The sequence below is a fragment of the Symbiobacterium terraclitae genome (assembly GCF_017874315.1).
Classification (GTDB): Bacteria; Bacillota; Sulfobacillia; order Symbiobacteriales; family Symbiobacteriaceae; genus Symbiobacterium; species Symbiobacterium terraclitae.
The window spans coordinates 34,367-58,235 of record NZ_JAGGLG010000023.1; the positions used below are offsets into that span (position 1 = coordinate 34,367).

Here is a 23,869-nt window from a genome sequence, read left to right on the forward strand (position 1 = left end):
ACGACATGACTTACGCTGCGGCCCTGGCCTTTCTGGCGGGGCTGCAGCGCTTCGGGATGAAGCCTGGCCTGGAGCGGACGGCTGCCCTGCTGGAACGGCTCGGGCGGCCCGAACGCCGGGTCGGGCGGGTGGTGCACATCACCGGTACCAGCGGCAAGGGCTCGGTGGCGGCGATGGTGGAGGCGGGCCTGAGGGCCTCCGGGCGCCGGGTCGGCCTCTTCACCTCGCCTCCCCTGGAGCGGTTTACCGAGCGGATGCAGCTGAACCGGGCCGAGATCGCGGAGGACGAGGTGGGCCGCCTGGCAGCGGCCATCGCCCCCCACGCGAAGGCGCTGTCGGCCGGCGGTGAGGACTCGCCGACCGAGTTCGAGGTCATCACCGCCATGGCGCTGGCCTGGTTCGCCGATCAGGGCGTGGACGACCTGGTGCTGGAGGCGGGCATGGGCGGCCGGTTCGACGCCACCACCGCGGTGGAGCGGGTTGCCGCCACGGCCATCACCAACGTCGCGCTCGACCACACCCGGTGGCTGGGCGACACCCACGAGGCGATCGCCTGGGACAAGGCCGGGATCATCCGTCCCGGGGTCCCGTGCGTAACCGGCACCGACCACCCCGGCGCCCTCGCGGTGATCGAGCGGGTGGCCCGGGAGCAGGGCGCACCGCTGATCCGGGTGACGCCCGAGGACAGCCGGGTCGTGACGACCGGCCCGGACGGCCAGGTGGTGGACCTGCGCGGGGCGCGCGGCTGGTACCGGGACGTCCGCCTCAGCCTGCTGGGGGCGCACCAGGCGGCCAACGCCGCAGTGGCCCTGCGGCTGCTGGAGCTGCTGGACGTGGACGAGGGCGCGATCCGGAGCGGGCTGGCCGAGGTGGTCTGGCCGGGCCGGATGGAGCTGGTGCGGGCGCCCGGCGGGCGGCTGGTGCTGCTGGACGGGGCGCACAACCCGGCCAAGTGCGCCGCCCTCGCCCGGGCGGTCCGGGACGTCTTCCCGGGCCGGCGCGTCCACCTGCTGCTGGGCGTCCTGGCCGACAAGGACGTGGAGCGGACCGTGGCGCCGCTGCTCCCGCTGGCGGAGCAGATCTGGGCCGTCGCGCCGGAGAGCCCCCGCGCCCTGCCGGCGGAGGAGCTGGCCGGCGTCTGCGCCGGGCTGGGCCGCTCTGCCCGGGTCGTCCCCGCGATCGCCGAGGCGCTTCCGGCCGCCCTGGCGGCGGCCGGCCCGGACGACCTGTTGGTGGTCACCGGCTCCTTCTACACGGTGGGACCGGCCCGGCGCATTCTTGTCCGCAGGCAGGTTATACAAGCCCTCCCCCCCGCATAGGCATGGTGGGGAAAACGACCCGCACAGGCGAGCGGTCAGGGGCCGACACCATGGGCCGCCCCGAACCGTAAGCTCCACCGGCGGGCGAACCACCCAAGCGGGAGGGGACACCATGCATCGGTTTGGTCGATCCGTGCAGAGGAAAACGAATGACCGGTGGGGCGGCGTGTTTATCCTGGCCGTCGTGCTGGCCGTGGTGGGTGCCTGGCAGCTCGGCGGCGTCCTGGGGAACCTCCTGGGCGAGGAGAAGCCCGCCGCCATGGAACCGGTGCCGGGGATGGAGGACGTGACGAGCCTGCCCGAAGCGCCGGTGCCGACTACCCGGATGGCCCAGACGTTCCAGGTCCACTTCGTCCAGGTCGGCGCGTTCCGCTCTGAGGGGGCCGCCCGCCAGTTCGTCCAGGAGCTGGCGAAGCAAGATCTGGTTGCGGCGACCACCCCGCGCAACGAGCAGGGGCTCGTGAAGGTCTACGCCGGCCCGTTCATGACGGGCGAGGAGGCGGCTGAGGTCCAGTCCATCATGGCCGAGACCGGCGTCGCCAAGAACGCCTTCACCGTCGCCATGGAGGTCGCGTACGCCCCCGATGCCGTCATGGCGATGACCGGCTCGGTCAACCCCGACCTCCAGGCGGGTCTCGACACCCTGAACAACTACCTGTTCGAGGCCGGCGCCTGGTTCGCCAAGCGCTCGGCCGGTGAGCCGGCCGACGGCGGTGCGCTGGCCAGCCTGGGCCAGGAGATGAGGCGGCTGGCCACCAAGCTGGCGGCCGCCGAGGAGAGCCCGGCCATCACCCGGTTCCTGGGCCTGGCCGACGTGGCCTCCGTGAACGCTGCGGACATCGAGGTGGCGGCCACCGCCAGCCCCGGCAGCGAGGAGTTCCAGCGGGCGATGAACGGCTACGTCAGCCTGCTGGAGCAGTACCGCAACTTCTACACCGAGGGCGGCTCGGGTGAGTAGCATGACCCGGGGGACCATCACCATGGGATGGTCCCCCCTTCCGCGTCTCCGTGGAGCGCCCAGCCACCACTTGTGGAAGAGATTGCCAATTCGGTACGGCTGTGCTATCCTGAGCACAGGGCCATGCACCGCACGAAGGAATCTGGAAGGGAAACCCCGAAACTTTGGCTATTCGATATCCGTCATATGTAAAGCCGCGCGGCGGTGAAGGGGGCAGTTCCGTGAGTCGCGGTTGGTTGGCCTTCATGTGGGCCGTGATCGGCGCGGTGGTCGGGCAGCTGCTCGGCGCAGCCCTGGCCGGTCAGGTGCCCTTCCTGAACTACCATCTCCCGCTGGGAATGGCACCGGCGACGCTCGACCTGAACTTTCTAGTGGTGACCTTCGGGATTTCGTTCAAGCTAACGATAGCAGGCGCAATCGGGCTGGTCCTGGCCCTGTGGCTGGCCCTGCGCTGATCTGGGGTGTCCGCCGATGCAGATCGTCCTGGCCTCGACTTCGCCCCGCCGGCAGGAGCTGCTCCGCCAGGTGGGGATTCCCTTCGTCATCGACGCTCCTGACGTGGACGAGCACGTCCTGGAGCCGCTCCCGCCCGGGCGCCTCGTGGAGCAGCTGGCCCTGCGCAAGGCGCGGGCGGTGGCCCGGCGGCGCCCGGGAAGCATCGTGCTGGGCGCCGACACCATCGTCGTCGTCGACGGCGAGGTGCTGGGCAAGCCGGCCGACCGGGCGGACGCGGTCGCCATGCTCGAGCGGCTGTCGGGGCGCAGCCACCAGGTGTTGACCGGTGTCGCCGTCGTCCGCGACGGCCGCGAGCTGGTGGCGCACGAGGAGACCGTCGTCCGGTTTGCTTCCCTCACGCGGGAGCAGGTGGAATGGTACGTCGCGACCGGAGAGCCGATGGACAAGGCCGGGGCCTACGGCATCCAGGGCCGCGCCGCCGCGCTGATCTCCGGGATCTCCGGCGATTACTACAACGTGGTCGGGCTTCCCCTGTACCGCACCGTCCAGATGCTGTCGCAGTTCGGCCATCCCATCTTCACGGGAGGAGCCCGCAGAAGGGAGACCTGAGATCCTGTGACCGCATCCCTCAAGAGACTTCCCGCGGCGGACCGGCCGCGGGAGCGGCTGCTCCGCCTGGGCCCCGAACAGCTCTCCGACGTGGAGCTGCTGGCCATCCTGCTGGGAACGGGTTCCAAGGGGCAATCGGTCATTGAAGTCGCCCGGGATCTGCTGCATCATTGTGAGGCGCAGTATCCCGGAGGAGGGCTGCGGGCCCTGCTGCATCTGCTGGATGTGGACAAGAAGGAGCTCGTGAAGGGGCTGGGCCCGGCCAAGGTCTGCACGATCCTCGCGGGGCTGCACCTGGGGCTGCGGGCCAGCGCGGCGCCGCTGAAGCAGGTGGACCTGTCCAACCCCAGGGCCGTCTACGAGTACATCGCGCCCCGCATGGCGCACCTCACCCGGGAGCAGTTTCACGTGATCCTGCTGTCGGCCAAGAACCACGTGATCGCCGTCGAATGTGTTTCTGAGGGAACGCTGACTGCCTCCCTCGTGCACCCGCGCGAGGTGTTTAAGACCGCCATCCGCCGCAGCGCCCACGCGGTGATTCTCGCCCACAACCACCCCAGCGGCGACCCCACGCCCAGCCGGGAGGATCGGGAGATCACCCGCCGCCTCGTGCAGGCGGGCCGCCTGATCGGAATCGAGGTGCTGGACCACCTGGTGGTGGGCCAGGGGCGGTACATCAGCTTCCGGGAGCGCGGGCTTCTCACTGGGTAACAGGCCGGATCTCATCATGCCGCTCGCAGAAGAAAGGGGAACAGTGCGGTGTCCTTCTGGCAGTTTTTCGCACGTGACATCGGGATCGACCTCGGTACCGCGAACACCCTCGTATACGTAAAAGGCCGCGGCATTGTGATCGACGAGCCTTCCGTGGTCGCGGTCGACCGCGACCAGAAGAGCCCGCTGGCCGTGGGGCTCGAGGCCAAGCAGATGCTGGGCCGCACCCCCGGCAACATCGTCGCCATCCGGCCGATGAAGGACGGCGTCATCGCCGACTTCGACACCACCCAGACGATGCTCAAGTACTTCATCGGCAAGGCCGCCAGCCGCCGGGCGCCCTTCCGCCCGCGGATCATCATCTCCATCCCCTCCGGCGTAACGGGCGTGGAGCGGCGGGCCGTGCAGGACGCCGCGCTGCAGGCCGGCGCGCGGGAGGCCCACGTCATCGAGGAGCCCATGGCCGCTGCCATCGGCGCCGGACTGCCCGTCGAGGAGCCCACCGGATCGATGGTGGTCGACATCGGCGGCGGCACCACCGAGGTGGCCATCATCTCGCTGGGCGGCCTCGTCACGGCCAAGTCGATCCGCGTGGCCGGCGACGAGCTGGATGAGGCCATCGTCCAATATGTGAAGCGCACCTACAACCTGCTGATCGGCGAGCGCACCGGCGAGGAGATCAAGATGGCCATCGGTTCCGCTTACCCCACGGGTCAGGAGGAGTCGATGGAGATCCGCGGGCGCGACCTCGTCACCGGGCTGCCCAGGACGCTGCGGGTCACCTCCGAGGAGATCCGCAAGGCGCTGAGCGAGCCCGTCTCCACGATTCTTGACGCCATCAAGATCACCCTGGAGAACACGCCGCCCGAGCTGGCGGCCGACATCATGGACCGCGGCATCGTGATGACCGGCGGCGGGGCGCTCCTGAAGGGGCTGGACCTCCTGATCTCCAAGGAGACCGGCATGCCCGTCCACGTGGCCGACGAGCCGCTGCTCTGCGTTGTGAAGGGCTGCGGGAAGTGCCTTGACAACCTCGATATTCTAAAGCGGGTGGCGCGCAACTCCTAGCTGAGGCGCCGGCCGCCCGGAGGGCGTGAAGCTGTCACCCATGTATCGTAAGCACCTACGCCTCCTCGGCGTGGCCCTGGGCGCGCTGGTCGTGCTCTTTATTGTAATGGCCCTGACCGCGCGCGAGCGAACGGCGATCACCCCTATCGAGAAGGGCATCGCTACGCTGCTGTACCCATTCCAGGTCGCCACCGACTGGGTGGGCGACCAGGCCCGGGGCATAGCCGATTCCGTCCGCGAGCTGACCCGGCTGCGCGCCGAAAACGCCTCCCTGCGGCAGCAGGTGGAGGCGATGGCGCAGGACCGGGCTCGCATCGCGCAACTGGAACAGGAGAACCAGCTGCTGCGCAGCGAACTCGGCCTCAAGGAGCGCACGCCGTACCCGATGCTGACGGCCGAGGTCATCAGCCGCTCCAGCCAGAACTGGTACCAGACGATCATCATCGACCAGGGCAGCCGCGACGGCGTCCGCCAGGGAATGGCGGTGGTCAACTGGCAGGGGCTGGTGGGGAAGGTCGCCTACACCACCCCGTACACGTCCACAGTCCAGCTGGTGAGCGACGCCGGTTTCGGGCAGCCCGGCTTCGGCGCCGGCGCCAAGCTGCCCAACGGCGAGCAGGGGCTCCTGGAGGCCGTCGACGGCGGCTACCTGCGCATGCGGTTCTGGTCGACCGACCCGTCGGTGGAGGTGGGGCAGCCCGTCTTCACCTCGGGGCAGGGCATCCTGCCGGCTGACCTGTTCGTCGGCTGGGTGGAGAGCGTGGAGGCCGGCTCCTCCTTCGTCAAGTACGCGCGGGTCCGCCCTGCGGTGGACGTGCACAAGCTGGAAGTGGTGCAGGTCGTCCTCACCCAGTCCAACGCGGACAGGGGGTCGAACGCGCCATGAGGTACTGGGCGCTCTCCGGCATCGTGCTCGCGGCCTACCTGGTGCAGACCGTGCTGGGCCCCTACCTGGCGATCGGCGGCGTGATCCCCAACGTCGTCCTGGTTGTCGCGGTCACCTGCGGCCTGCTGTTCGGCTGGCAGGTGGGTCTGGCTGCCGGCTTCGCCGGCGGCCTGCTCATTGATCTGACCCTCGGGATCCTGATCGGCAGCCACGCACTGGCCCTGGGCACGGTGGGCTTTCTGGCAGGGCTCATCGAGCCGCACGTCTTCAAAGACAACCCGGTGCTGGCCGCGCTGGGGGGCGTGCTGGGCTCGCTGCTCGGCCAGTCGTTCCTCGCCCTGTTCCTCTTCGTCTTCGGACACGGAGTCTTCCTGGCCGAGTTCCGCAGCACGCTCCTGCGCTCGCTGGTCTACGACACGCTGCTCTGCCTGCTCGTCTACTGGCGCATCCACCGGCGCTACAACTACCTGAAGCCGGATCCCCGCGGCACCATCGTCCTGCGGCGCCGCTGACGCGCGGAAAGTGCCATTATACTGGTCCCCGCAATGTCGGATGCAGCCGCCTCCGACATTATTTGTAAGTCCAAGGAGGAGATTTGGCAGCGGGGCAGAACTAGAGAAAGAGGATAAATCTACCGCCAGGGTCGTGAAGAGAGGATGCGACAGGACATCGCCATTCGCGGTACGACCAGGAGTGGGCTCGTGCTGCTGCTGCCGGACGAAGGGGATTTCGACACGGTGCTGACCCGCCTCGCAGAGCGGTTGGCCAACAGCGGTCGCTTCTTCGCCGGCGGCAGGGTGACGGCCCACGTGGGTAACCGCCAGCTATCGCAAGAAGACCGGGAAAAGCTCACCGAGACCCTGCAGCGGGCAGGGATGGTGCTCCTCACCGTCAAGGAGGGGGGAGATCCGGTGGCTGAGGCTCGCCGGGAAGCCGGGCCCGCTCCGGCGCAGTCATCCCCGGAAACCGCGCTGGTGATCACCCGCACCCTGCGCTCCGGGCAGGAGGTTCGCCACGAGGGCGACGTGATCATCCTCGGCGACGTCAACCCGGGCGCTGTGGTGGTGGCCAGCGGTCACATCGTGGTGATGGGTGCCCTGCGCGGCGTGGCACATGCCGGATGCACGGGCAACCGGGACGCCATTGTCGCGGCGACCAAGCTCCGTCCCACACAGCTGCGCATCGCAGAGGTGATCGGGCGAGCGCCCGACGGCGATGCGCCGCAATCCTACCCTGAGGTGGCGCGAATCCGGGGCGAGTACATCGTGGTGGAGGCATCCGCGGATAGGCGCCAGGCGAGTGCGCTGGATGCGGTCGGCGCGAAGGAGGATCGTTGATGGGACAGGTCATCGTGGTGACTTCGGGCAAAGGCGGCGTGGGTAAGACGACGACCACGGCCAATCTTGGCACGGCCCTGGCTCAGCAGGGCAACAAGGTCGTGCTGGTGGATGCCGATATCGGCCTGCGCAACCTCGACGTGGTGATGGGGCTGGAGAACCGCATCGTCTACGACCTCGTGGACGTTGTGGAGGGCAACGCACGGCTGAAGCAGGCGCTCATCAAGGACAAGCGCATCGAGAACCTCTACCTGCTGGCGGCTGCCCAGACCCGCGAGAAGAAGGACGTGACGGCAGAGCAGATGCGCGACCTCTCGGAGCAGCTGGCCCGGGAGTTCGACTTCGTGCTGATCGACTGCCCCGCGGGCATCGAAGACGGCTTCAAGAACGCCATCGCCGGCGCGCAGAAGGCCATCATCGTGGCCAACCCCGAGGTCTCCTCGGTCCGTGACGCCGACCGCGTCATTGGCCTGTGGGATGCCCAGGATGGCGACAAGAGCCCTGCGATGCTCATCGTCAACCGCGTGCGGCCGCGGATGGTCGCCCGCGGCGACATGCTCGAGATCGACGACATGCTGGAGATGCTGGCTGTCGACCTGCTGGGCGTCGTGCCGGAAGACGACCACATCATCGTCTCCACCAACCGGGGCGAGCCTGCGGTCTACTCCAGGGACAGCAAGGCGGGCAAGGCGTTCCAGAACATCGCCCGGCGGCTGATGGGCGAGTCGGTGCCCATCATGGACCTGGAGGCGGACGAATCCCTCTGGGCCAGGTTCAAGCGTATCGTGGGGCTCGGCCGGAGCTAGAAGGGGGGGCGTGGCATGCTGGATCTCATTTCCCGGGTCTTCGGACGCGATCATTCGAGCGCGGACGTCGCCAGGGAGCGGCTGCGTCTTGTGCTCGTCCACGACCGGACGAACGTTTCGCCGCAGTTCCTGGAGTCGCTCAAGGAGGAGCTGATCGCGGTCATCTCCCGCTACATGGAGATCGACGAAGAGGGTATGGACGTCACCCTTCAGACGGCCGAGAACCAGGTAGCCCTGGTCGCGAACATCCCCGTTCGCCGCATGAAACGAGCCGCCGTGAACCGGTAGCCCATATGCAGAGGATAACCACCGGATCGCTCCGGTGGTTTTTTCATCTTGCGTATCCGGTATCCGTATCCGGGCGCTGTGGGGGCTGCTCGTCAGCCGCCCACCTCTTCGACCTCACAGAGGAACTCGATCCCGTCGATGGTGATGCGGTAGCGCCGCACCGGCGTCGCGGTTCCGTGACGGGCGGCGGGCTGCGCCGCCGGATGAGCGGAGGCTGGGGTCGGCGGTTTGGTGTCCGGCTGCGGGTCGATCGTCAGCACCTCCGGCGGCGACGGCCGGAGGGCGGTTCCCATCCCCTTCTCCAGGTAGCGCCGGATCTGGCCCAGGCGGCGGCGCTCCTGCCAGGCGATGGCGTGGCCCTCGGCGGTCTCGACCCGCTGGAAGCGGATCCGGTCGCCCTCCTTCAGCTGAGCCGCCGCCCACAGGTCCGTGAAGACCGCGACGGCGACTTTGGGGTAGCCGCCCAGCGTCTGCCGGTTGCCGAGCAGGAGGATCGGCTGGCCGCTGGGCACCACCTGCACCGCCCCGGGCGGGATGGGCTCCGAGAGCATCTCCGCCGGCCCCTCCGGCAGCACCGCCGGCCCGATCAGCCGCAGCCCCTGCCGGTTGGCCTGCGGCCCGACCAGGAAGGTGGCGCCGAAGAGCGCGGCGCGGTCCGCCTCGGACAGGTGGTCGGCCTGCGGCCCCAGCGTGGCCCGGATCACGGCGCTGCCCTCGAACGCCGGGAGGGCGTCGGGGGGCAGGCTGCGCCCCGCCAGGTCCGCCGGGGGATGGAGCGGCAGTCCCAGCGGCAGCCAGTCGCCCGCGGCGAGCGGACGGCCCAGCGGGCCGATGTGGCCGAAGAGATCCTCGGAGAGGCTGCCCAGCACGGGCGGGAGGTCGAAGCCGCCTGCGACGCAGAGGTAGGCCCGGCAGCCGGCGGTCACCGTGCCCATGCGCAGCCGGTCGCCGGGGGACGCCAAAACGGAGGTCCAGCCCGGGACAGGCCTGGGCGATCCGCCGTCGGCGGGGATCAGCTCGGCCGGGATCGACGCCCCCGTGATGGCGAAGGCCGCGGGGCCGGTGAACTCCACCTCCGGGCCGGAGATCGCGATCTCCAGCGCCGCGGTGCGGGCGCGGTTGCCCAGCAGCCAGTTGCCGATCATCAGCGACTGCTGGTCGACGGCCCCGGCCACCGGCACGCCGTAGGCCGTGTAGCCCCGCCGGCCCAGGTCCTGAATGGTGGTCTGCAGCCCCGGCTGGATCACGCGCAGCCCGGTGCGCCCCGGCTCGAAAGGCACGGCCCCGGCGCGCACCGGACCGGGCTCCTGCGCCGCCGCTTCGAACGCTTCCGGGCCGGCGGGCACGAAGCGCACCCGGTCGCCCGGCTGGAGCAGGGCGGGCGGCGTGCGGTCGGGGTCGAACAGCCGGACCGGCGTGCGGCCGATCAGGCGCCAGCCGCCGGGCGAGGCAGCGGGGTAGATGCCCGTCTGCGCCCCGCCGATGCCCACGGAACCGCCGGGCACGCGCACCCGGGGGTCGCTGAGCCGCGGCACCGAAAGGGCCGGATCCAGCTCGCCCAGGTAGGGGAACCCCGGGCTGAAGCCCAGGCAGTAGACGCGGTACAGCCGCCCCGAGTGCCGGGCGACGACCTCGTGGGCGGCGAGCCCGGTGTGGGCTGCCACCGCCTCCAGGTCGGGCCCGTACTCGCCGCCGTAGACGACTGGGATCTCCACCTCCCGTCCGTCCTCGCCGGCGGCCGCGGCGCCGGCGGCGGCCTCCTCCACCAGGGCGGTCAGGTGCTCCAGCCGGATCCGGACGGGGTCGTACTCGAGCATCACGGCGTGGAACCCGGGCGTCACCTCGACGACGGCCGGGTGGACGCCCCGCAGGGCGCGGGCCAGCCCGTGCACGCGCCGGTTCGTGGCGTCGTCCAGGTGGTCGCCCAGGTAGCAGAGCAGGGCGCGGTCGCCGCAGGGGACCAGTCGCAGGCCTTCCAACGCCATCACCTTCACCTAGTCTTAGTAGCAGGTTCTAATATAATTCACGGCAGGGTGGGAAACACCCTGCCGTATCTGCAAGGAAATCACCTGATGGGTCCGATGCGGTCGAAAGGCCAGATGCGGTAGACGGCCCGTGCGAAGATGCGGTCCCGGTTCAGGAGCCCCCATTCGTGGCTGTCGTTGGAGAGGTTCCGGTTGTCCCCCAGCACCACGTACTCGTCCTCGGCCAGCGTGACCGGGCCGAAGCGGTAGCGCGGCGCCTCCGCGATGTACGGCTCGACAAGCGGCTCACCGTCGATGAAGACCTGCCCGTCCCGCACCTCCACCGTCTCTCCCGGCAGGCCGATCACCCGCTTGATGTAGGGGTAGGGCGACTGGATGGGCGGCGGCGGGTCGAAGACGACGATGTCGCCGCGCCTGATCGTGCCGAAGCGCAGGAAGAGCTTGTCGGTCCAGAAGCGGTCGCCGACCAGGATCGTGGGCTCCATGGAGCCCGACGGAACCTCGCGCACCTGCCCGACGAAGGTGATGATCACGAGCCAGAGCAGCACGCCATAGGCGATGTCCTTGAGCAGGGTGATCCAGGGACGCCATTTCTCTGCCATCCGGTTGCCTCCCGATCGATCGCGTCCCCCTAAGGTTCCACTCCGATCAAGGGGCTTCCTGCTTCGGACGGGAATCCAGCGTGCGCACCAGGTCGTGCGCCACCTGCACCAGGTCGCGCACCAGGGGGGTGGCGGGCTCGTTGAAGACCTCCGCCGGCGTGCCGATCTGGAGCAGCTTGCCCTCCGCGAGCACGGCGACCCGGTCGGCCAGCGGCGGGATCTCGGTGAAGTCGTGGGTGACGAAGAGCGCCGCGGTGCCCGATGCCGTCAGGATCCGCCTCAGGTCCTTCAGCAGGTGCGAGCGCGCCAGCACGTCCAGCGAGGCCATCGGCTCGTCCAGGTAGACCAGGCGGGGCGAGGTGGCCAGGGCCCTGGCGATGGAGACCCGCTGTGCCTCGCCGCCCGAGAGCTGGCGGGAGGAGCGGCCGGCCAGGTGGCCGATGCGCAGCTGGTCCAGGATCTCCAGCGCGACCTGCCGCCGCCGGGCGGCCGGCACGCCGCGGAGACGCAGCCCCAGTGCGACGTTCTGCAGCACCGTGCCCGTCAGGAGCAGGGACTCCTGGAATACCACAGCCATCTGCCGCCGCAGCGCCAGCGCCTCCTGCGGCAGCGCCACCTGGCGGCCCTCCCAGCGGTAGGAGCCGAAGGAGGCCGGGTGCAGCAGCGCCAGGGCGTGCAGCAGGCTCGACTTGCCGGAGCCGTTGGGGCCGATGACCGCCAGCACCTCGCCGGGCTGGATGGCCAGGTGGGGGATGTCGACGACGGTGCGGCCGCCCCGGACCACCCGCACGTCGGTCACCTCGAGCAGCGCCGTCATCGCGGTCGACCCCCTTGCTGGAGCCGGGTGAGGGCGTAGGTGACGAACCAGATCAGCAGCATGAGGATGATGGAGAGCGCGATCGCGATCTCGAAGTTGCCCTTGCTGACCTCCATCACCGTGGCGGTGGTCAGGACCCGGGTCCGCCCCAGGATGTTGCCGCCCACCATCGTGGAGGCGCCCACCTCGGAGATGACGCCGCCGAACCCGGCGATGACCGCCGCCAGCAGCGAAAGGCGGGCCTCGCGGATCAGCAGCCAGAAGAGCTGCGAGCGGGAGGCGCCGAGTGCGGTGATCTGGTCCTGCAGCTTCGGGTTGAGCTGGCCGATGCCGGCCAGGGTGAAGCCGGTCACCAGGGGCAGGGCGATGATGAACTGGGCGATGATCATCGCGGTAGGCGTGTAGATGAGCCTCAGCTTGCCGAGCGGGCCGGAGCGCCAGAGCAGGAGCGACACCACAAGCCCCGCAACCACGGGGGGTGTGCCCATGCCGGCGTTGACCAGGCTGATCATGAAGTTGCGCCCGGGGAAGCGGGCCAGTGCCAGCAGTACGCCCAGGGGAACGCCCACGATGACGCTGAGCAGGGTCGCCGTACCGGCGACCCTGAGCGTCAGCAGCGTAACCCGCACCAGTTCCGCATCACCGGACGAAAGCATCCGAAGGGCCTCTACGATGCCTTGTCCGATCATCTCCAAGCTGCATACCTACTTTCCGCCAGTCAGGTCTTCCTCGACCTTCCCGCCATCCGGGAAGAAGAGCGGCTCGCCGTACTTGTCCACACCGAAGTTCTTGATGATCTCCTGCGTTTCCTCTGTCAGGAGGAAGTCGGCGAACGCCCGGGCGCCCTCGCCGTTGACCATCGGGAACTTGTCGGGGTTGACCTGCATCACGTGGTAGATGTTCAGGAGCGGGGCGTCGCCCTCCGAAACGATGACGAGGTCGATGTTCTTCTTCTGCGCCAGGTAGGTGCCGCGGTCGGTCAGGGTGTAGCCCAGCTTCTCGTTGGCCACGTTGATCGTGGCGCCCATGCCCTGCCCGGTCTCCTGGTACCAGTCGCTCCCCTTCGGGTCGATGCCGGCTTCCTTCCACAGGGAGAGCTCCTTCTTGTGGGTGCCGGAGTCGTCGCCGCGGGAGACGAAGATCGCACCGGCGTCGGCGATGTTCTTGAGGGCCTCGGCGGCGGTGGTGGTCTCCTTCACGCCGGCCGGGTCATCGGCGGGGCCGATGATGATGAAGTCGTTGTGCATCACGAGCCGGCGGTTGATCGCCACGCCGCTCTCCACCAGCGGCTTCTCCGAGTCCGGAGCGTGGACCAGGAGCACGTCGGCCTCGCCGTTCTCGCCCATCTTCAGGGCCTGGCCGGTGCCGACGGCGATGGTCTTCACGATGTAGCCTGTCTGCTCCTCAAAGATGGGGATCAGCACGTCCAGCAGGCCGGTGTCCTGCGTCGAGGTCGTGGTGGCGAGGATGATCTCCGGGTTCTCCGGGGCGGCCGGCTGCTCGGGGGCCGCGGGCTCCGGCGTCTGCTGGGTCTGCTCGGTCTGCTGCTGTTGCTGCGCGGGCGGCTGCGCGTTCTGCTCCTGTCCGCCGGTCCGCTGCTGCCCGGCCCCGCCGCACCCGGCCACGAGGGCCATAATGGCTGCCAGGACCACAATCCGATGGAACCGTTTCATGGCGTGAGTCCCCCTTGTCCTGATGCGCTGTGTTCGGCGCTACACAACGGCGACCGAAGGGGCGGCGGCCCGGAGGCCGCCGTTATGTCTGCTTTGAGCATAGCGCATGGCCGGGTGGTTGGCAACCCAGTTCAAGCCTTAACTCTAGGGTACGTGGAATAATGGCGTGCCAAACGCTTCCGTCCCAAATGATTCCACGACCCTCCGCCCGCCGGGGCCCGTGGCCCATTCGCAGAAGTGCTTAGCACCCTGGTGGTTGACGGCCGGGAAGAGGTCCGGGTTGACGGGGATCAGGTTGAAGCGGTTGACCAGGATGGGGTCGTCGCTGAAGAGGCCGGTGAAGCCCTCGGGGCAGGCCCTGGCCAGCGTGGCGGAGTCGGTCAGCGTGTAGGCGCCGGTCGCCGCGGCGTGGCGGATCGTCGCGATGTTCCCCTGGCCGCCCAGCGGCCAGGGCTGGTACCAGGGACCGCTTGGCGCGATGCCCGCGGCCTCCCAGAGCGCGAGCTCCCGCATGTTCGTCCCCGAGCGGTCGTTGCGGCTGACGAAGGGGAAGCCCCCCTCGGCGATCCGGCGCATCGCGTCGGCGGCCGAGGGCGCCGTCCGGACCCCCGCCGGGTCGGCGACCGGGCCGCAGATCACGAACGTGTCCCAGGCCAGCGGGTAGCGCCCGGTGCCGAAGCCCTCCGCCAGGAACTGCTCCTCCAGGTCCGGGGCGTGGACGAGGACCAGGTCCACCCGCCCGGCCCGGGCAAGCTCCAGGGCCTGTCCGCTCCCGGCGGCGATGTAGCGCACCCAGTTGCCGGTCTCCCGCCGGTACGCGGCCACCAGGGCGTCCACCAGCCCGACCTCCACGGGACCGATGGTGGACGACATGAGCAGCGGCCGGCTCTCCGGCGCCAGGATGGGGCTGGGGCCCATGATGGACTGCGTCTCCCGCGTCAGCAGGCGGTAGCGGCGCAGCAGGTCCCGGGCGGCGGAGGTGAGCTCCGCGCCCCCGCCGGATGCGCCTCCGACCTTCCGGATCAGCAGCGGGGTGCCGATCTCCTCCTCGGCCCGGCGGATCAGGCCCCAGGCGTAGCGATAGGAGTATCCCAGTGCCTCCGTGGCCTTCCGCAGCGACCCCGACTCCGACACGGCGGCGAGGATGGCGCAGAGGCGCTCGAACTGATCGTCGCCATCCAGGAGGCGGCGGTAGTCCGTGGTCATCGTCTCACCTCTCTTCCATATCGAGATTCGTACCAGGCCGGCCAGGCTCCTGTTGCGAATTTCGCAACGGTCAAACTGCCATAACCCCCTTGCACGCGCGGGTGGTCAACTGGTAAAATACGGGCAGGAAATAACTGGTTCGACTGGGAGGAACCGGAATGGCAGTGCTGTCCACAACCTGGGAGCCGCCAGGCTCGCGGTGCGGCGCGGTCATCTGGACCCGCGCCTGGCGCATCGTCACCTACGGCGACACCATCCCCCAGGCTGCCCGGCTCTACGTGGCCCTCGGCCCGGAGTCGCTGGCGGAAGGATACGAGCTCCTGTTCCCGCTCCTGGAGGAGCGGCAGATCTGCCACCGGCACGTCCGCTCGCCCGAGCTGCTCCGGGCGATGGAGGGCCTCGCCGCCTGGGCCGGCAAGTCGGTGGTGCTCGACCCGCCGGAGTCGGTGGACGGCGAGGCGCTGGCCTGGGAGCTGGACGAGCGGCTCTCCGGGCGCGGCCTCACCGGTCCCACGCTGATCGCCGGGGCCCAGCCGCTGGGCGGGCGCACCGGCCTCGTCTTCCTGCGGCGCCAGGAGCCCCGCGGCGAGCAGGGAAGCGGGGCCCGGGGCTGGCTGGCCCGGCTGCTGGGAGAGGGGAGGACGCCGCATGAGCCCCGCAGCGCTGGCATGCACGGGTGATCCCCTCCTCGACCAGCTGCTGGCCGAGTGCAGCAGCTTCACCCTCGTGCCGCTCCACTGCGAGCGCGCCGCGGACGCGCTGCCCGAGCTGGAGGCGAGGCGGCCGGCGCTGGTCTTCGTCAGCCCCGCGCTGGGCGACGTCAGGCCGCTGCTTCGGGTTGAAGGCGTCCGAATCTGCTGGCTCGCCGAGGGCCCCGGTCCCGATCCACCCGAGGGGGTGGAGGCGCTTCGGGCAGAGCGCCTCTCCCCGCAGCTGATCGACGCCTGGGTTCGCCGCCCCCGGGACGCGGCGCCGGCCAGCGGGCTCCCCTCGCCGCCGCCGCTCCCCCGGGCGCAGGACGGCCCTGGCGCACCGCCTCCGGCGCCCGCCAGGGACAAGCCTCAGAAGCTTGTTCAGTCAGCACCGCTGCCCGCAGGGCAGACGCCGCCCGACGCCGGCGGGCCAGCGCCACCGGCAGTGCTGCAGCCAGCCTGGAAGCGGGCGCCCGGCGCGGCCGTGCCCCCTCCGGCGCGGCGGGAGCCGCCGGTACCCCGGCAGGGGCCGACCACACCGCAGGCACCGACCGCGGGCGGGGCCGCACCCGCACAGCCCGTGCGCAGGCTGCCGCAGCCCTCCGCTCCGGGCGGTGTGCAGACTCCTGCGCCCCGACCGGTCATCCGCGTTGTGCGGCAGCAGGTGGTGGCGCTCTGGGGCGGCAAGCCCGGCGGGGGCCGGTCGACCCTCGCCGTGGCGCTGGCCGACCTCCTGGCCCGCTCGGGCGAACTGCGGGTCTGTACCGTCGACCTCAACCCGTACAACTCCTCGCTGGCCGCCCTGATGGGCCGGGAGCAGGAGGTGTCGAGCTGGGTGCAGCTCGGCGAGGCCTTCGACCGGGGGCAGCCTCTGCCCGCCGACGGGCTCCGGTGGGTGACCTCCAACTGGGCCCTCGTCAGCGGGCCCGACGGCCGGCCGGACCTGGTCTCCCGGCTGAGTCCGGAGTCCGTCGCATGGCTGGTGGACGGGCTCCGCAGTCAGTTCGATTATATCATTCTCGACGCGGAGGCGCGGCCCGGTCCGATCCGGGAGGCCGCGGCCCGCCTGGCGCACCTGGTCCTGGTCACCGTCGCCTGCGACTACCCCGACGTGCTGGACACGGCCCGCGGATTCGAGGCCGCGGTGGAGCAGGGGTGGCTGGACCGCAGCCGGTGCCGACTGGTGCTGAGCCGGTGGCTGGACAACCCCTATCTGACGCCCGGGGAGGTGGCCGACTGCTTCGGGCTGCCCGTCAGCGCCATCCTGCCCCACAGCCCGGAGGCGGTGCTCCACGCCGTCGGGCAGGGGCATCCGGTCACCCGGTCGCAGGCGAAGGATGCGGAGCCCGTGCGGCAGGCCGTTGCGCAGCTGCTGGGGGTCGTGGCTCCCGCAGTGGCAGCTGCCGGGTCGGCGGACGGGCGCGCCGGAGCCGGCAGCCCGTGGCTGGGCTGGCTCAGCCGATAGTCGTGGGAGGGTGAGAGATGCGTGGCAACGCCGGGCGCCTCGCACTCGCAGGCGCCTTCATCTGCGCCCTGCTGGCAGCCTGGTTCAACATCCGGTTCCTGGAGATGCAGCAGGAGCGCATCGAGGTGCTCACCGTTACGCAGGAGGTGGAGCCCTACACGGCCGTCGGCCCGGAGGTGGTGCGGGTGACCGCCCTGCCCCGCGATGCCGTCCCGGCCGATGCCGTCACCGACCCCGGTGCCCTCTCGGGTCGCTACACCCGTGCACTCCTGATCCCCGGCACCGTGCTGCGAGAGGCGCACCTGGTGCCGGCGGGCGGGTCCAGCCTAGCCGCCAGGCTCGCGGCAGCGCCCTCGCCTGACGTACGGGCAATGGCCCTTCGGGTAGATGAGGCCACCGGCGTGGCGGGCACCCTGCGGGAGGGGGATCCGGTGGATGTGCTCGTGGCCATCCACGCCGACGCGGCCGAGGCCGGAGAGTCCGGGGCCGGCAGGGCGGTCCGGGGGACGCTGGCGCGGGTGATCGCCCAGCGCGTGCCGGTCCTCTTCGTACAGCGGGACGACCTGGGCGGCCCCGCGGCCGTCGTCCTGCAGGTCACCCCGCGCACCGCTGAGGAGATCGCGTTTGCCCAGGCCAACGGGATGGTCTGGCTCCTGACCAGCCCTTACGGCGACGAGGGCGAGCCGGTGGCGACGACCGGCGTCGACCGCGCGGTCTTCTTCGAGCGCTACGGCATCGGTGAAGAGTTGGAGAATCGCCAGGCTGGGGCTGAGGCCCAATCGGTGGCCGGGGCGCCCGTGGCAGGAGTTGTGGGGGGTGACTCAGCGTGGCGGAAGGGCTGGTGATCGCCCTCTGGAGCCCAAAGGGCGGCGTCGGCAAGACGCTGCTCTCCGTGGCCGTCGCGCTGCGGCTCAGCGAGCGGCAGCGGACGGTCATCATCGACGGCAACGCGGACAACCCCGATCTGGTCACGCTCTTTCAGTCCGCCGGCACGCCCAACATCAGCACCTGGCCCGGCCGCGTGCCCCCGGAGGAGGTGGAGAACCACCTGGTCCGCTGGACCAGCCGCCTCTTCATCCTGCCGGGTCCCACCCGCTTCGTCGACGAGGCGGTGCTCTCGGGCGACGCGATGGAGGCCGCCATCCGTTCCCTGGCCGGCGCGGGCATGCACGTGGTCGTCGACCTGCCAGCGGGCCTCAGGGACTCCACCCTGGTGGCGCTGGATCTGGCCGACTGGATCCTGTTCCCCGTCACGCCCGACCTGCTGGCCCTGACCCCCCTGAAGCGGGTGGCCCGGGAGCTGGAGCTTCTGAAGCTGCCCGCCGGGAAGTTCCGGGTGATCGTCAACCGCGACGTGGAGAGCCGGGAGATCACCGTGGCCGACATCCGGGAGCTGAGCCCGTTCCCCGTACTCGGGTCGGTCCCCTCGTGCCGGCAGGCCGCGCAGGCGGTCAACCGCGGCGACCTGCAGGCCGCCCTGGCCGCCTCCTCCCCGATCGGCGGGGCGGTGGCGGGCCTGCTCCGGGGGATCCTGGAGGTGGCGGAGGAGCCGAAGCCGGCGCCGGCCGTGCCCGGGCTGCTGGCCAGGCTCTGGCCCATCGCCGGCAGGGAGGGGGTCTAAATGGCCAGCCGCACGCTGCTTCAGCGGCGCGTTGGCGCTGCGCTGGTGCGCGACCCCGCCGCGCAGGTTCAGTACGAACGCCTGCGGGACTTCGTCCGGGACCAGCTGCTGACTGAGATCAGCGGCGACCTGCTGCTCCGGCCGACGGACAGTTCCCTCCGGCTGCTGGCCCGGGAGCGCATCACCGCCCTGCTGGAGCGCGAGGGCTCCGTTCCCGCCGCGGTGCGGGAGGCGATGGTCACCCGGCTGGTCCAGGACCTGGTGGGGTTCGGCATCCTTCAGCCCCTGATGGACGACCCGGAGGTCACCGAGATCCTCGTCAACCGCTACGACGACATCTGGGTCGAGCGGCACGGACGGCTGGAGCGTGTGGCGGGCCTGACCTTCGAAAGTGACCAGGCCGTGCGCCATCTGGCCGAGCGCATCGCCCAGCCCATCCGGCGGCGCATCGATGAGCGGCACCCGATTCTCGACGCCCGCCTAGCCGATGGCAGCCGGGTCTGCGCCACCCTGTCGCCGCCGGCGCTGGACGGCTGCGCCATGGCCATCCGGAAGTTCAACCCGCGGATGCTCGACTGCCGGACCCTGGTCGAGACCGGCGCCCTCACGCCCGAGGCGGCCGACTTCCTCCGGCGTGCGGTGCGGGCCCGGTGCAACCTGCTGGTGACGGGCAGCACCTCCAGCGGGAAGACGACGGTGCTGAACGCCCTCTCGGGGTACATCCCGCCTGAGGAGCGTGTGATCACCATCGAGGACGCGGCGGAGCTCCAGCTGCAGCAGCCCCACGTGCTGCGCTACGAGACGCGGACCGGCAACGCCGAGGGCCAGGGAGCCATCACGATCCGTGACCTGGTGCGCACCGCGCTCCGGCTCCGGCCCGACCGGATCATCGTGGGCGAGGTGCGGGGGCCGGAGGCGCTGGACATGGTCCAGGCGTGCAACACGGGCCACGACGGCAGCTGCTCCACCCTGCACGCCAACAGCGCGCTGGACGGCCTCGCACGGCTCGAGACCATGGTGCTCATGGCCGACAGTGGGCTGCCCATCCGGGCCATCCGCCAGCAGGTCGCCTCGGCCTTCGAACTGGTCATCCACTGCGCCCGCCTGCGCTCGGGCCAGCGCCGTCTGGTGGAGATCGCGGAGGTCGGCCTCGAGGGCGAGGAGACGTACCGGCTCCGGCCGCTCTTCGTCTGGAACGCCGCCCGGGATCGCCTCGAACCGACCGGGCTCCGCCCGGAGCGGGTTGTCCGTCGCTACCTGTGGGAGGAGGCGTAGACCGTGCACTACCTCGCCGCACTCTTCACCTTCCTCTCCGTAGCGCTGTCGCTGGGCGGGTTGGTGGGGATGCTCCGGCGGCGGTCCCGCCTGGCCGAGCGGCTGCTCGCCGAGCGGGAGCCGCATGGCCCGGAGGCCGCGGCCCTGGCCGACTCGCCCGGCTTCTTGGACCGGCTGGAGAAAGAGGCCAGGCAGGCGGGTTTGACCTTGACGCGCCGCCACCTCCTGCTGGCGATCTCGTCCAGCGCAGGCCTCGCCCTCCTGATGGGATGGGCCGGCGAGGTGACCGGCGCGGCGGCCTGCCTGCTGCTGGGTCTGGTCGGGCCGCTGCTGCTGATCCGGCACCGGGCGCGCACGCGCGCTGCCCGGTTCGCACAGCAGCTCCCGGAGACGCTGCTGCTGATGGCCAACGTCATCCGCGCCGGCGGCACGCTGTATCAGGCCGTGCAGACCGTCGTGCAGCAGGCGCCGGAGCCGATGCGCGCCGAGTTTGTGCGGGTGGAGCGGGCCATGCAGCTGCAGATGCCGCCGGGAGACGCCCTGGCGCTGATTCAGGACCGCCTGGGGCTGCACGAGTTCACCAGCGTGGTGATCGCCTGCAAGGTGGCCGGTGAGGCCGGCGCCGACCTGGACGTGGTGCTGGAGTCCATCGCCCGGGAGTTGGTGGAGGAGCGCCAGTTTCTGCGGGCGATGGAGACGGCCAGTGCGGAGGGAAAGGCCAGCGCCCGGATGGTCACGGCGGTCCCGCTGGCGGTGATGGCCTTCGTCAACTACCGGAACCCGGATTACTTCGGCGACGCCCTGCGGGACCCCACGGGCCGCATGGTGATCCTGGGCAGCCTGGGCGCCATCGCCCTGGGCTGGCTGCTCATCCGGCGGATCACGGACGTTCGCAACTGGTAGGAGGGAGGACCTGTGGCCGCCACCTGGACCTTCCTTGCGGTGCTCCTGTTCGGCCTGGGCGTCTGCGACCTCGCGACGGCCCGGCGACGCCGACTGCGCGCGATGGTCGAGCGGGCGGGGACCGTCTTCCCCGATCCCCCCGGCGCCGGCCAGCTGCTCGGCTGGCTCAAGCGGCACGCGGCGCCGCGGGTGCCGCTGATCCCCGGCATGGGCTCGCTCGAAGAGCTGCGGCAGCTCCTCATCTGGGCCGGTCGGCCGGGAGGGCTCGGGGCCGAGGAGTTCTACTTCCTCCAGCTGGTGCTGGCCCTTGCACTCGCCCTGCTCCTGATGGGCGCCTACGGCTGGGCCGGCGCCGCGGGGGGATTCCTCCTGGGGCTCTGGCTGCCGCGGGCGTGGCTCCGGCGGCGGGTGAGCGAGATCACGCTGCGCCTCCGGCGGGAGCTGCCGCAGTTCGTCCACCTGCTGGCCACCTGCCTCGAGTCCGGCCTCGGCCTGACGGAGGCCATCCGGCGGGTGGCCGCGGAGAGCCCGGGGCTCCTGGCCGCCGAGATGCTGCACACCGTGCACGAGATGGCGGCCGGGAAGCCGGCGCAGAGGGCGTGGCGCGACCTGATGGACAGGCACGAGTCCCCCGAACTGAAGGAGGTCGTCTCCGCGCTGCTCCAGAGCCACCAGTGGGGCGTCTCCATCGCAGCGCAGCTGCGCTTCACCATGCGGGCCATCCGCCAGCGCAAGCAGCAGCAGGCGCAGCAGAAGGCCCAGGAGGCTTCGGTCCGCATGCGCCTGCCCATGGTCCTGTTCATCCTGATGCCGACCATCGCCATCATCCTCGGCCCAGCCGTGCTCCGGCTGCTCAGCCAGTTCGCGGAGGGATGAGTTGTGGTGCGTCGCCTTCTGCGCGGCCAGCGCGGCAGCCAGATGGTGGAGTTCGCGCTGCTCGCTCCGATCCTGCTTTACCTGGTGCTCTGCATCCCGGTGTTCGGGATGTTCGTCCACAGCTGGATGGTCGTCTCGGGCGCGGCCCGCGCCGGCGCCCGGGCCGCCAGCCTGCTCACGGTGCAGGGAAGCCGGGAGGCGGTGGCCCGGAAGGCCGCCGACCGGAACGTCTACTTGGCCCGGCAGGGTGAGGACGGGGTCGTCTACTTTGATCCGCTGCGGGATGTCGCGGTGCAGACCAGCGGTGGATACGTCACCGTCCGGGTCACCTACCATCAGCCCTCGTTCCTTCCGCTCCTCAGCGGCCTGCTGGGCGGTTCCGGGGCTGCCGGGGGCGACACCGTCCCGCTGACCGCCGCTGCCACCTTCCAGATCGAGCAGGGAGGGACCCTGAAGTGAGGCCCGGCCGCACCGCGGAGCGGGGGTCGACCTCGGCGCTCTTCATCTTCATCTGGTCCGTGGCCCTGATCGCGGTGGGGATCGCACTGGACGTGGGGCGAGTGTTCGTCCTCCGGGAGCAGCTGCGCACCGCCGAGGAGGCAGCTGCGCTGGCCGGCGTGCTCCAGGCCCGCTACGTGGTCGAGGCCCGGTTCCGCAGGGAGGAGAACCGTCCGATCCCGGTCTGCGCCGAGCTGGAACCGACCGAGCCGCCCGAGTGCCACCTCGTGGACCACTGGGTGGCGATCGAACCGGTCATCATCCGCGGCCCCGAGGCTGAGGTCTGGCCGGAAGCGCACCGCCTCTGGGCTGCCCAGTGCAACCGCTACAACGTGCGCTGCAGCCGGCAGTACTTTGCGGCGGAGTGCTGGATCGAGCCCAGGTCCGACTGGGCTGCGGTCCGGTCAGCGGCGCTCAGCGCGTTCCAGGCGAACGCGCGCTGGGGCGGACAGGCGCGCACGGCCGGTCCGGTGGCCGTGGAGGTGGAGACCGGCGGCGGCAGCAAACCCAGGCAACTGAGGGTCAGCGTCACCGCGGTCCTCGAGATGGAGACCCTGCTGCTCCCGATCCTCGGCGTCGACTCGCTGATGGTGACCACCCCGGGCGAGCCGACCGCGGCGGAGCTGGTTCGCCGGGAGTGGACGGGACAGAAGGTCTGGATCGGCGGGGTCCAGGTGCCGTCCCCGTGCCTGTCGCCATAGATGGATCCGATTAATACATAACGAAAGGATGGTTCGCATGAATCGGTTCGCCAAGGGCTTCCGTCGACTGCTTTCCCGCCAGGAGGGGCAGGGCATGACCGAGTATGGGCTGATCATCGCCCTGATCGCCGTCGTGCTGATCACCACCCTGACGGGCCTCAACAAGGCGCTGGACAAGACGTTTGACAAGGTCACGAAGCAGTTGGAGTCGGCCGTGAAGAAGTGAGCGTCCCCAAGCCCCCTGCGCTTCCAGGGGGCTTGGTTCACGGGCCGAGCTGCGTCAGGAAGGCGTAGATGGCGGGTCCGGCGGCCATGGCCAGGACGGCGGGGAGGACGAAGAGCACCAGCGGCAGCAGGAGCTTGACGCTGGCCCGTGCGCCCAGCTCCTGGGCCAGGCGCCTCCGCTTGTCCCAGGCGGTCTCGGCCTGCTGGCGCAGCGTGGCGGCGAGCCCGTCCGTGCCCTTCTCCATCGTCTGGACAAGGGCGCCCACGAAGCGGGTGAGGTCGCGCACGTCCAGCCGCTGTGCCATGTCGAGGAAGGCGAGTGCCGGGGGCTGCCCGAGCCGGATCTCGGCCAGCGCCGCCTCGACCGCCCGGCCCAGCGCCGTCCGGCTGTTGCGGGCGTAGTGGTCCAGCGCGGGCAGCAGTTGGAGGCCCGACTCGGCGAGGACGGCCAGCGTGAAGAGGAAGTAGGGCAGGTCCCTCTGGATGGCCGCCCGGCGCGCTGCGGCGGCGCGGCGGACCTCCAGGTCGGGCGCCTGAAACGCCCAGACCGCCGCGGCCAGGGCCACCGCCCCGCCGACGCCCTGCCCCAGCAAGGCGAGCAGCAGCGCGGCCGACAGGGCAAGCCCGGCCAGGCGGAGCTTGCGGCTGGCCAGCTCCTCCAGCGTCTCATCCCATCCCGAGACCGCCAGATCCCGCGCCACCCTGCCGCTGGCCATGAGGCCGGCGAGCCGCCGGGCGAGCCACCCGGGGGCGTCCCCCCGCCTTTGGGCCTGCGCCGCCGGGAACCTTCGGGGCGGGGCGGCCGGGGCGCCATGGGATGACGCGGCAGGGGGCATCAGGAGCAGGAAGCAGGCTGCGGCAGCGAGTCCCGCGATCAGCAGTGCCATGGCAC

General features: G+C 70.6%; 28 protein-coding genes. 21 read left to right on the forward strand and 7 right to left on the reverse strand.

What is annotated here, in order from left to right; all coding sequences use genetic code 11:
* The first annotated feature begins 5 nt into the window (after positions 1-5).
* The 11 genes from J2Z79_RS12710 to minE all read left to right on the forward strand — a co-directional run bounded on the left by J2Z79_RS12710 (position 6) and on the right by minE (position 8,438).
* Complete coding sequence (locus J2Z79_RS12710; RefSeq protein ID WP_245302711.1) at positions 6-1,319, forward strand: bifunctional folylpolyglutamate synthase/dihydrofolate synthase; 1,314 nt, start codon at positions 6-8, stop codon at positions 1,317-1,319.
* Positions 1,320-1,431: 112 nt separating this feature from the next.
* A complete protein-coding gene (locus J2Z79_RS12715; RefSeq protein WP_209467270.1) occupies positions 1,432-2,277 on the forward strand; it encodes an SPOR domain-containing protein in 846 nt (281 codons plus the stop codon).
* Between the two features lie 221 nt (positions 2,278-2,498).
* Positions 2,499-2,732 (forward strand): DUF4321 domain-containing protein, encoded by a 234-nt coding sequence (locus tag J2Z79_RS18950; protein WP_209467271.1) that lies wholly within the window; start codon positions 2,499-2,501, stop codon positions 2,730-2,732.
* A gap of 16 nt (positions 2,733-2,748) precedes the next feature.
* Positions 2,749-3,342 carry a Maf family protein gene (locus tag J2Z79_RS12725; protein ID WP_209467272.1) on the forward strand — a complete coding sequence of 198 codons (594 nt, stop codon included), beginning with the start codon at positions 2,749-2,751 and terminating at the stop codon, positions 3,340-3,342.
* A gap of 6 nt (positions 3,343-3,348) precedes the next feature.
* The gene (radC, locus tag J2Z79_RS12730) at positions 3,349-4,053 is read left to right on the forward strand and encodes a RadC family protein (RefSeq protein WP_209467273.1); all 705 of its coding nucleotides are present in this window, start codon (positions 3,349-3,351) and stop codon (positions 4,051-4,053) included.
* A gap of 48 nt (positions 4,054-4,101) precedes the next feature.
* Complete coding sequence (locus J2Z79_RS12735; RefSeq protein WP_209467274.1) at positions 4,102-5,121, forward strand: rod shape-determining protein; 1,020 nt, start codon at positions 4,102-4,104, stop codon at positions 5,119-5,121.
* Positions 5,122-5,146: 25 nt separating this feature from the next.
* A complete protein-coding gene (mreC, locus tag J2Z79_RS12740) occupies positions 5,147-6,007 on the forward strand; it encodes a rod shape-determining protein MreC (RefSeq protein ID WP_209467275.1) in 861 nt (286 codons plus the stop codon).
* Positions 6,004-6,519, forward strand: a complete 516-nt coding sequence (gene mreD / locus J2Z79_RS12745) for a rod shape-determining protein MreD (RefSeq protein WP_209467276.1) — start codon at positions 6,004-6,006, stop codon at positions 6,517-6,519. Before mreC ends, mreD begins: the two co-directional genes overlap by 4 nt.
* Positions 6,520-6,663: 144 nt before the next feature.
* A complete protein-coding gene (gene minC / locus J2Z79_RS12750) occupies positions 6,664-7,344 on the forward strand; it encodes a septum site-determining protein MinC (protein ID WP_280953717.1) in 681 nt (226 codons plus the stop codon).
* The gene (gene minD / locus J2Z79_RS12755; protein WP_209467278.1) at positions 7,344-8,150 is read left to right on the forward strand and encodes a septum site-determining protein MinD; all 807 of its coding nucleotides are present in this window, start codon (positions 7,344-7,346) and stop codon (positions 8,148-8,150) included. Before minC ends, minD begins: the two co-directional genes overlap by 1 nt.
* Positions 8,151-8,165: 15 nt before the next feature.
* On the forward strand, positions 8,166-8,438 hold the full coding sequence (minE, locus tag J2Z79_RS12760; protein ID WP_209467279.1) for a cell division topological specificity factor MinE: 273 nt from the start codon (positions 8,166-8,168) through the stop codon (positions 8,436-8,438).
* A gap of 92 nt (positions 8,439-8,530) precedes the next feature.
* On the opposite strand, the gene pxpB is transcribed toward minE, so the two are convergent.
* The 6 genes from pxpB to J2Z79_RS12790 form a co-directional block, all read right to left on the reverse strand.
* Complete coding sequence (pxpB, locus tag J2Z79_RS12765) at positions 8,531-10,417, reverse strand: 5-oxoprolinase subunit PxpB (protein WP_245302712.1); 1,887 nt, start codon at positions 10,415-10,417, stop codon at positions 8,531-8,533.
* 86 nt (positions 10,418-10,503) lie between these two features.
* Positions 10,504-11,025 (reverse strand): signal peptidase I, encoded by a 522-nt coding sequence (lepB, locus tag J2Z79_RS12770; RefSeq protein ID WP_209467281.1) that lies wholly within the window; start codon positions 11,023-11,025, stop codon positions 10,504-10,506.
* Between the two features lie 46 nt (positions 11,026-11,071).
* On the reverse strand, positions 11,072-11,842 hold the full coding sequence (locus J2Z79_RS12775; RefSeq protein ID WP_209467282.1) for an ABC transporter ATP-binding protein: 771 nt from the start codon (positions 11,840-11,842) through the stop codon (positions 11,072-11,074).
* A complete protein-coding gene (locus J2Z79_RS12780) occupies positions 11,839-12,537 on the reverse strand; it encodes an ABC transporter permease (RefSeq protein WP_209467283.1) in 699 nt (232 codons plus the stop codon). The genes J2Z79_RS12775 and J2Z79_RS12780 overlap by 4 nt, the downstream gene beginning before the upstream one ends.
* A gap of 9 nt (positions 12,538-12,546) precedes the next feature.
* On the reverse strand, positions 12,547-13,515 hold the full coding sequence (locus J2Z79_RS12785) for an ABC transporter substrate-binding protein (protein WP_209467284.1): 969 nt from the start codon (positions 13,513-13,515) through the stop codon (positions 12,547-12,549).
* A 144-nt stretch (positions 13,516-13,659) separates the two neighbouring features.
* Positions 13,660-14,721, reverse strand: a complete 1,062-nt coding sequence (locus J2Z79_RS12790) for a substrate-binding domain-containing protein (RefSeq protein WP_209467285.1) — start codon at positions 14,719-14,721, stop codon at positions 13,660-13,662.
* 158 nt (positions 14,722-14,879) lie between these two features.
* Here J2Z79_RS12790 and J2Z79_RS12795 point away from each other — a divergent pair, with 158 nt between their 5' ends.
* The 10 genes from J2Z79_RS12795 to J2Z79_RS12840 are packed head-to-tail and all read left to right on the forward strand — an operon-like array spanning position 14,880 to position 22,978.
* The gene (locus tag J2Z79_RS12795; protein ID WP_209467286.1) at positions 14,880-15,401 is read left to right on the forward strand and encodes a hypothetical protein; all 522 of its coding nucleotides are present in this window, start codon (positions 14,880-14,882) and stop codon (positions 15,399-15,401) included.
* Entirely contained in the window at positions 15,370-16,878 is a 1,509-nt protein-coding gene (locus J2Z79_RS12800; RefSeq protein ID WP_209467287.1) for a CpaE/TadZ family protein, read from the forward strand. The genes J2Z79_RS12795 and J2Z79_RS12800 overlap by 32 nt, the downstream gene beginning before the upstream one ends.
* 17 nt (positions 16,879-16,895) lie before the next feature.
* On the forward strand, positions 16,896-17,723 hold the full coding sequence (gene cpaB, locus J2Z79_RS12805) for a Flp pilus assembly protein CpaB (protein ID WP_209467288.1): 828 nt from the start codon (positions 16,896-16,898) through the stop codon (positions 17,721-17,723).
* Positions 17,705-18,499, forward strand: a complete 795-nt coding sequence (locus J2Z79_RS12810) for a CpaE/TadZ family protein (protein WP_209467289.1) — start codon at positions 17,705-17,707, stop codon at positions 18,497-18,499. Before cpaB ends, J2Z79_RS12810 begins: the two co-directional genes overlap by 19 nt.
* Entirely contained in the window at positions 18,500-19,774 is a 1,275-nt protein-coding gene (locus J2Z79_RS12815) for a TadA family conjugal transfer-associated ATPase (protein ID WP_209467290.1), read from the forward strand. It begins immediately after the preceding gene.
* A 3-nt stretch (positions 19,775-19,777) separates the two neighbouring features.
* Entirely contained in the window at positions 19,778-20,677 is a 900-nt protein-coding gene (locus tag J2Z79_RS19190) for a type II secretion system F family protein (protein WP_209467291.1), read from the forward strand.
* A gap of 12 nt (positions 20,678-20,689) precedes the next feature.
* Positions 20,690-21,553: a type II secretion system F family protein gene (locus J2Z79_RS19195; protein ID WP_209467292.1), complete on the forward strand. Its 864-nt coding sequence runs from the start codon at positions 20,690-20,692 to the stop codon at positions 21,551-21,553.
* Between the two features lie 3 nt (positions 21,554-21,556).
* Positions 21,557-22,012 carry a TadE/TadG family type IV pilus assembly protein gene (locus J2Z79_RS12830; protein ID WP_209467293.1) on the forward strand — a complete coding sequence of 152 codons (456 nt, stop codon included), beginning with the start codon at positions 21,557-21,559 and terminating at the stop codon, positions 22,010-22,012.
* On the forward strand, positions 22,009-22,752 hold the full coding sequence (locus J2Z79_RS12835; RefSeq protein ID WP_209467294.1) for a Tad domain-containing protein: 744 nt from the start codon (positions 22,009-22,011) through the stop codon (positions 22,750-22,752). The genes J2Z79_RS12830 and J2Z79_RS12835 overlap by 4 nt, the downstream gene beginning before the upstream one ends.
* Before the next feature lie 37 nt (positions 22,753-22,789).
* Positions 22,790-22,978 (forward strand): Flp family type IVb pilin, encoded by a 189-nt coding sequence (locus J2Z79_RS12840; RefSeq protein WP_209467295.1) that lies wholly within the window; start codon positions 22,790-22,792, stop codon positions 22,976-22,978.
* A gap of 37 nt (positions 22,979-23,015) precedes the next feature.
* On the opposite strand, the gene J2Z79_RS12845 is transcribed toward J2Z79_RS12840, so the two are convergent.
* On the reverse strand, positions 23,016-23,864 hold the full coding sequence (locus J2Z79_RS12845) for a type II secretion system F family protein (protein WP_209467296.1): 849 nt from the start codon (positions 23,862-23,864) through the stop codon (positions 23,016-23,018).
* Positions 23,865-23,869 lie beyond the last annotated feature (5 nt).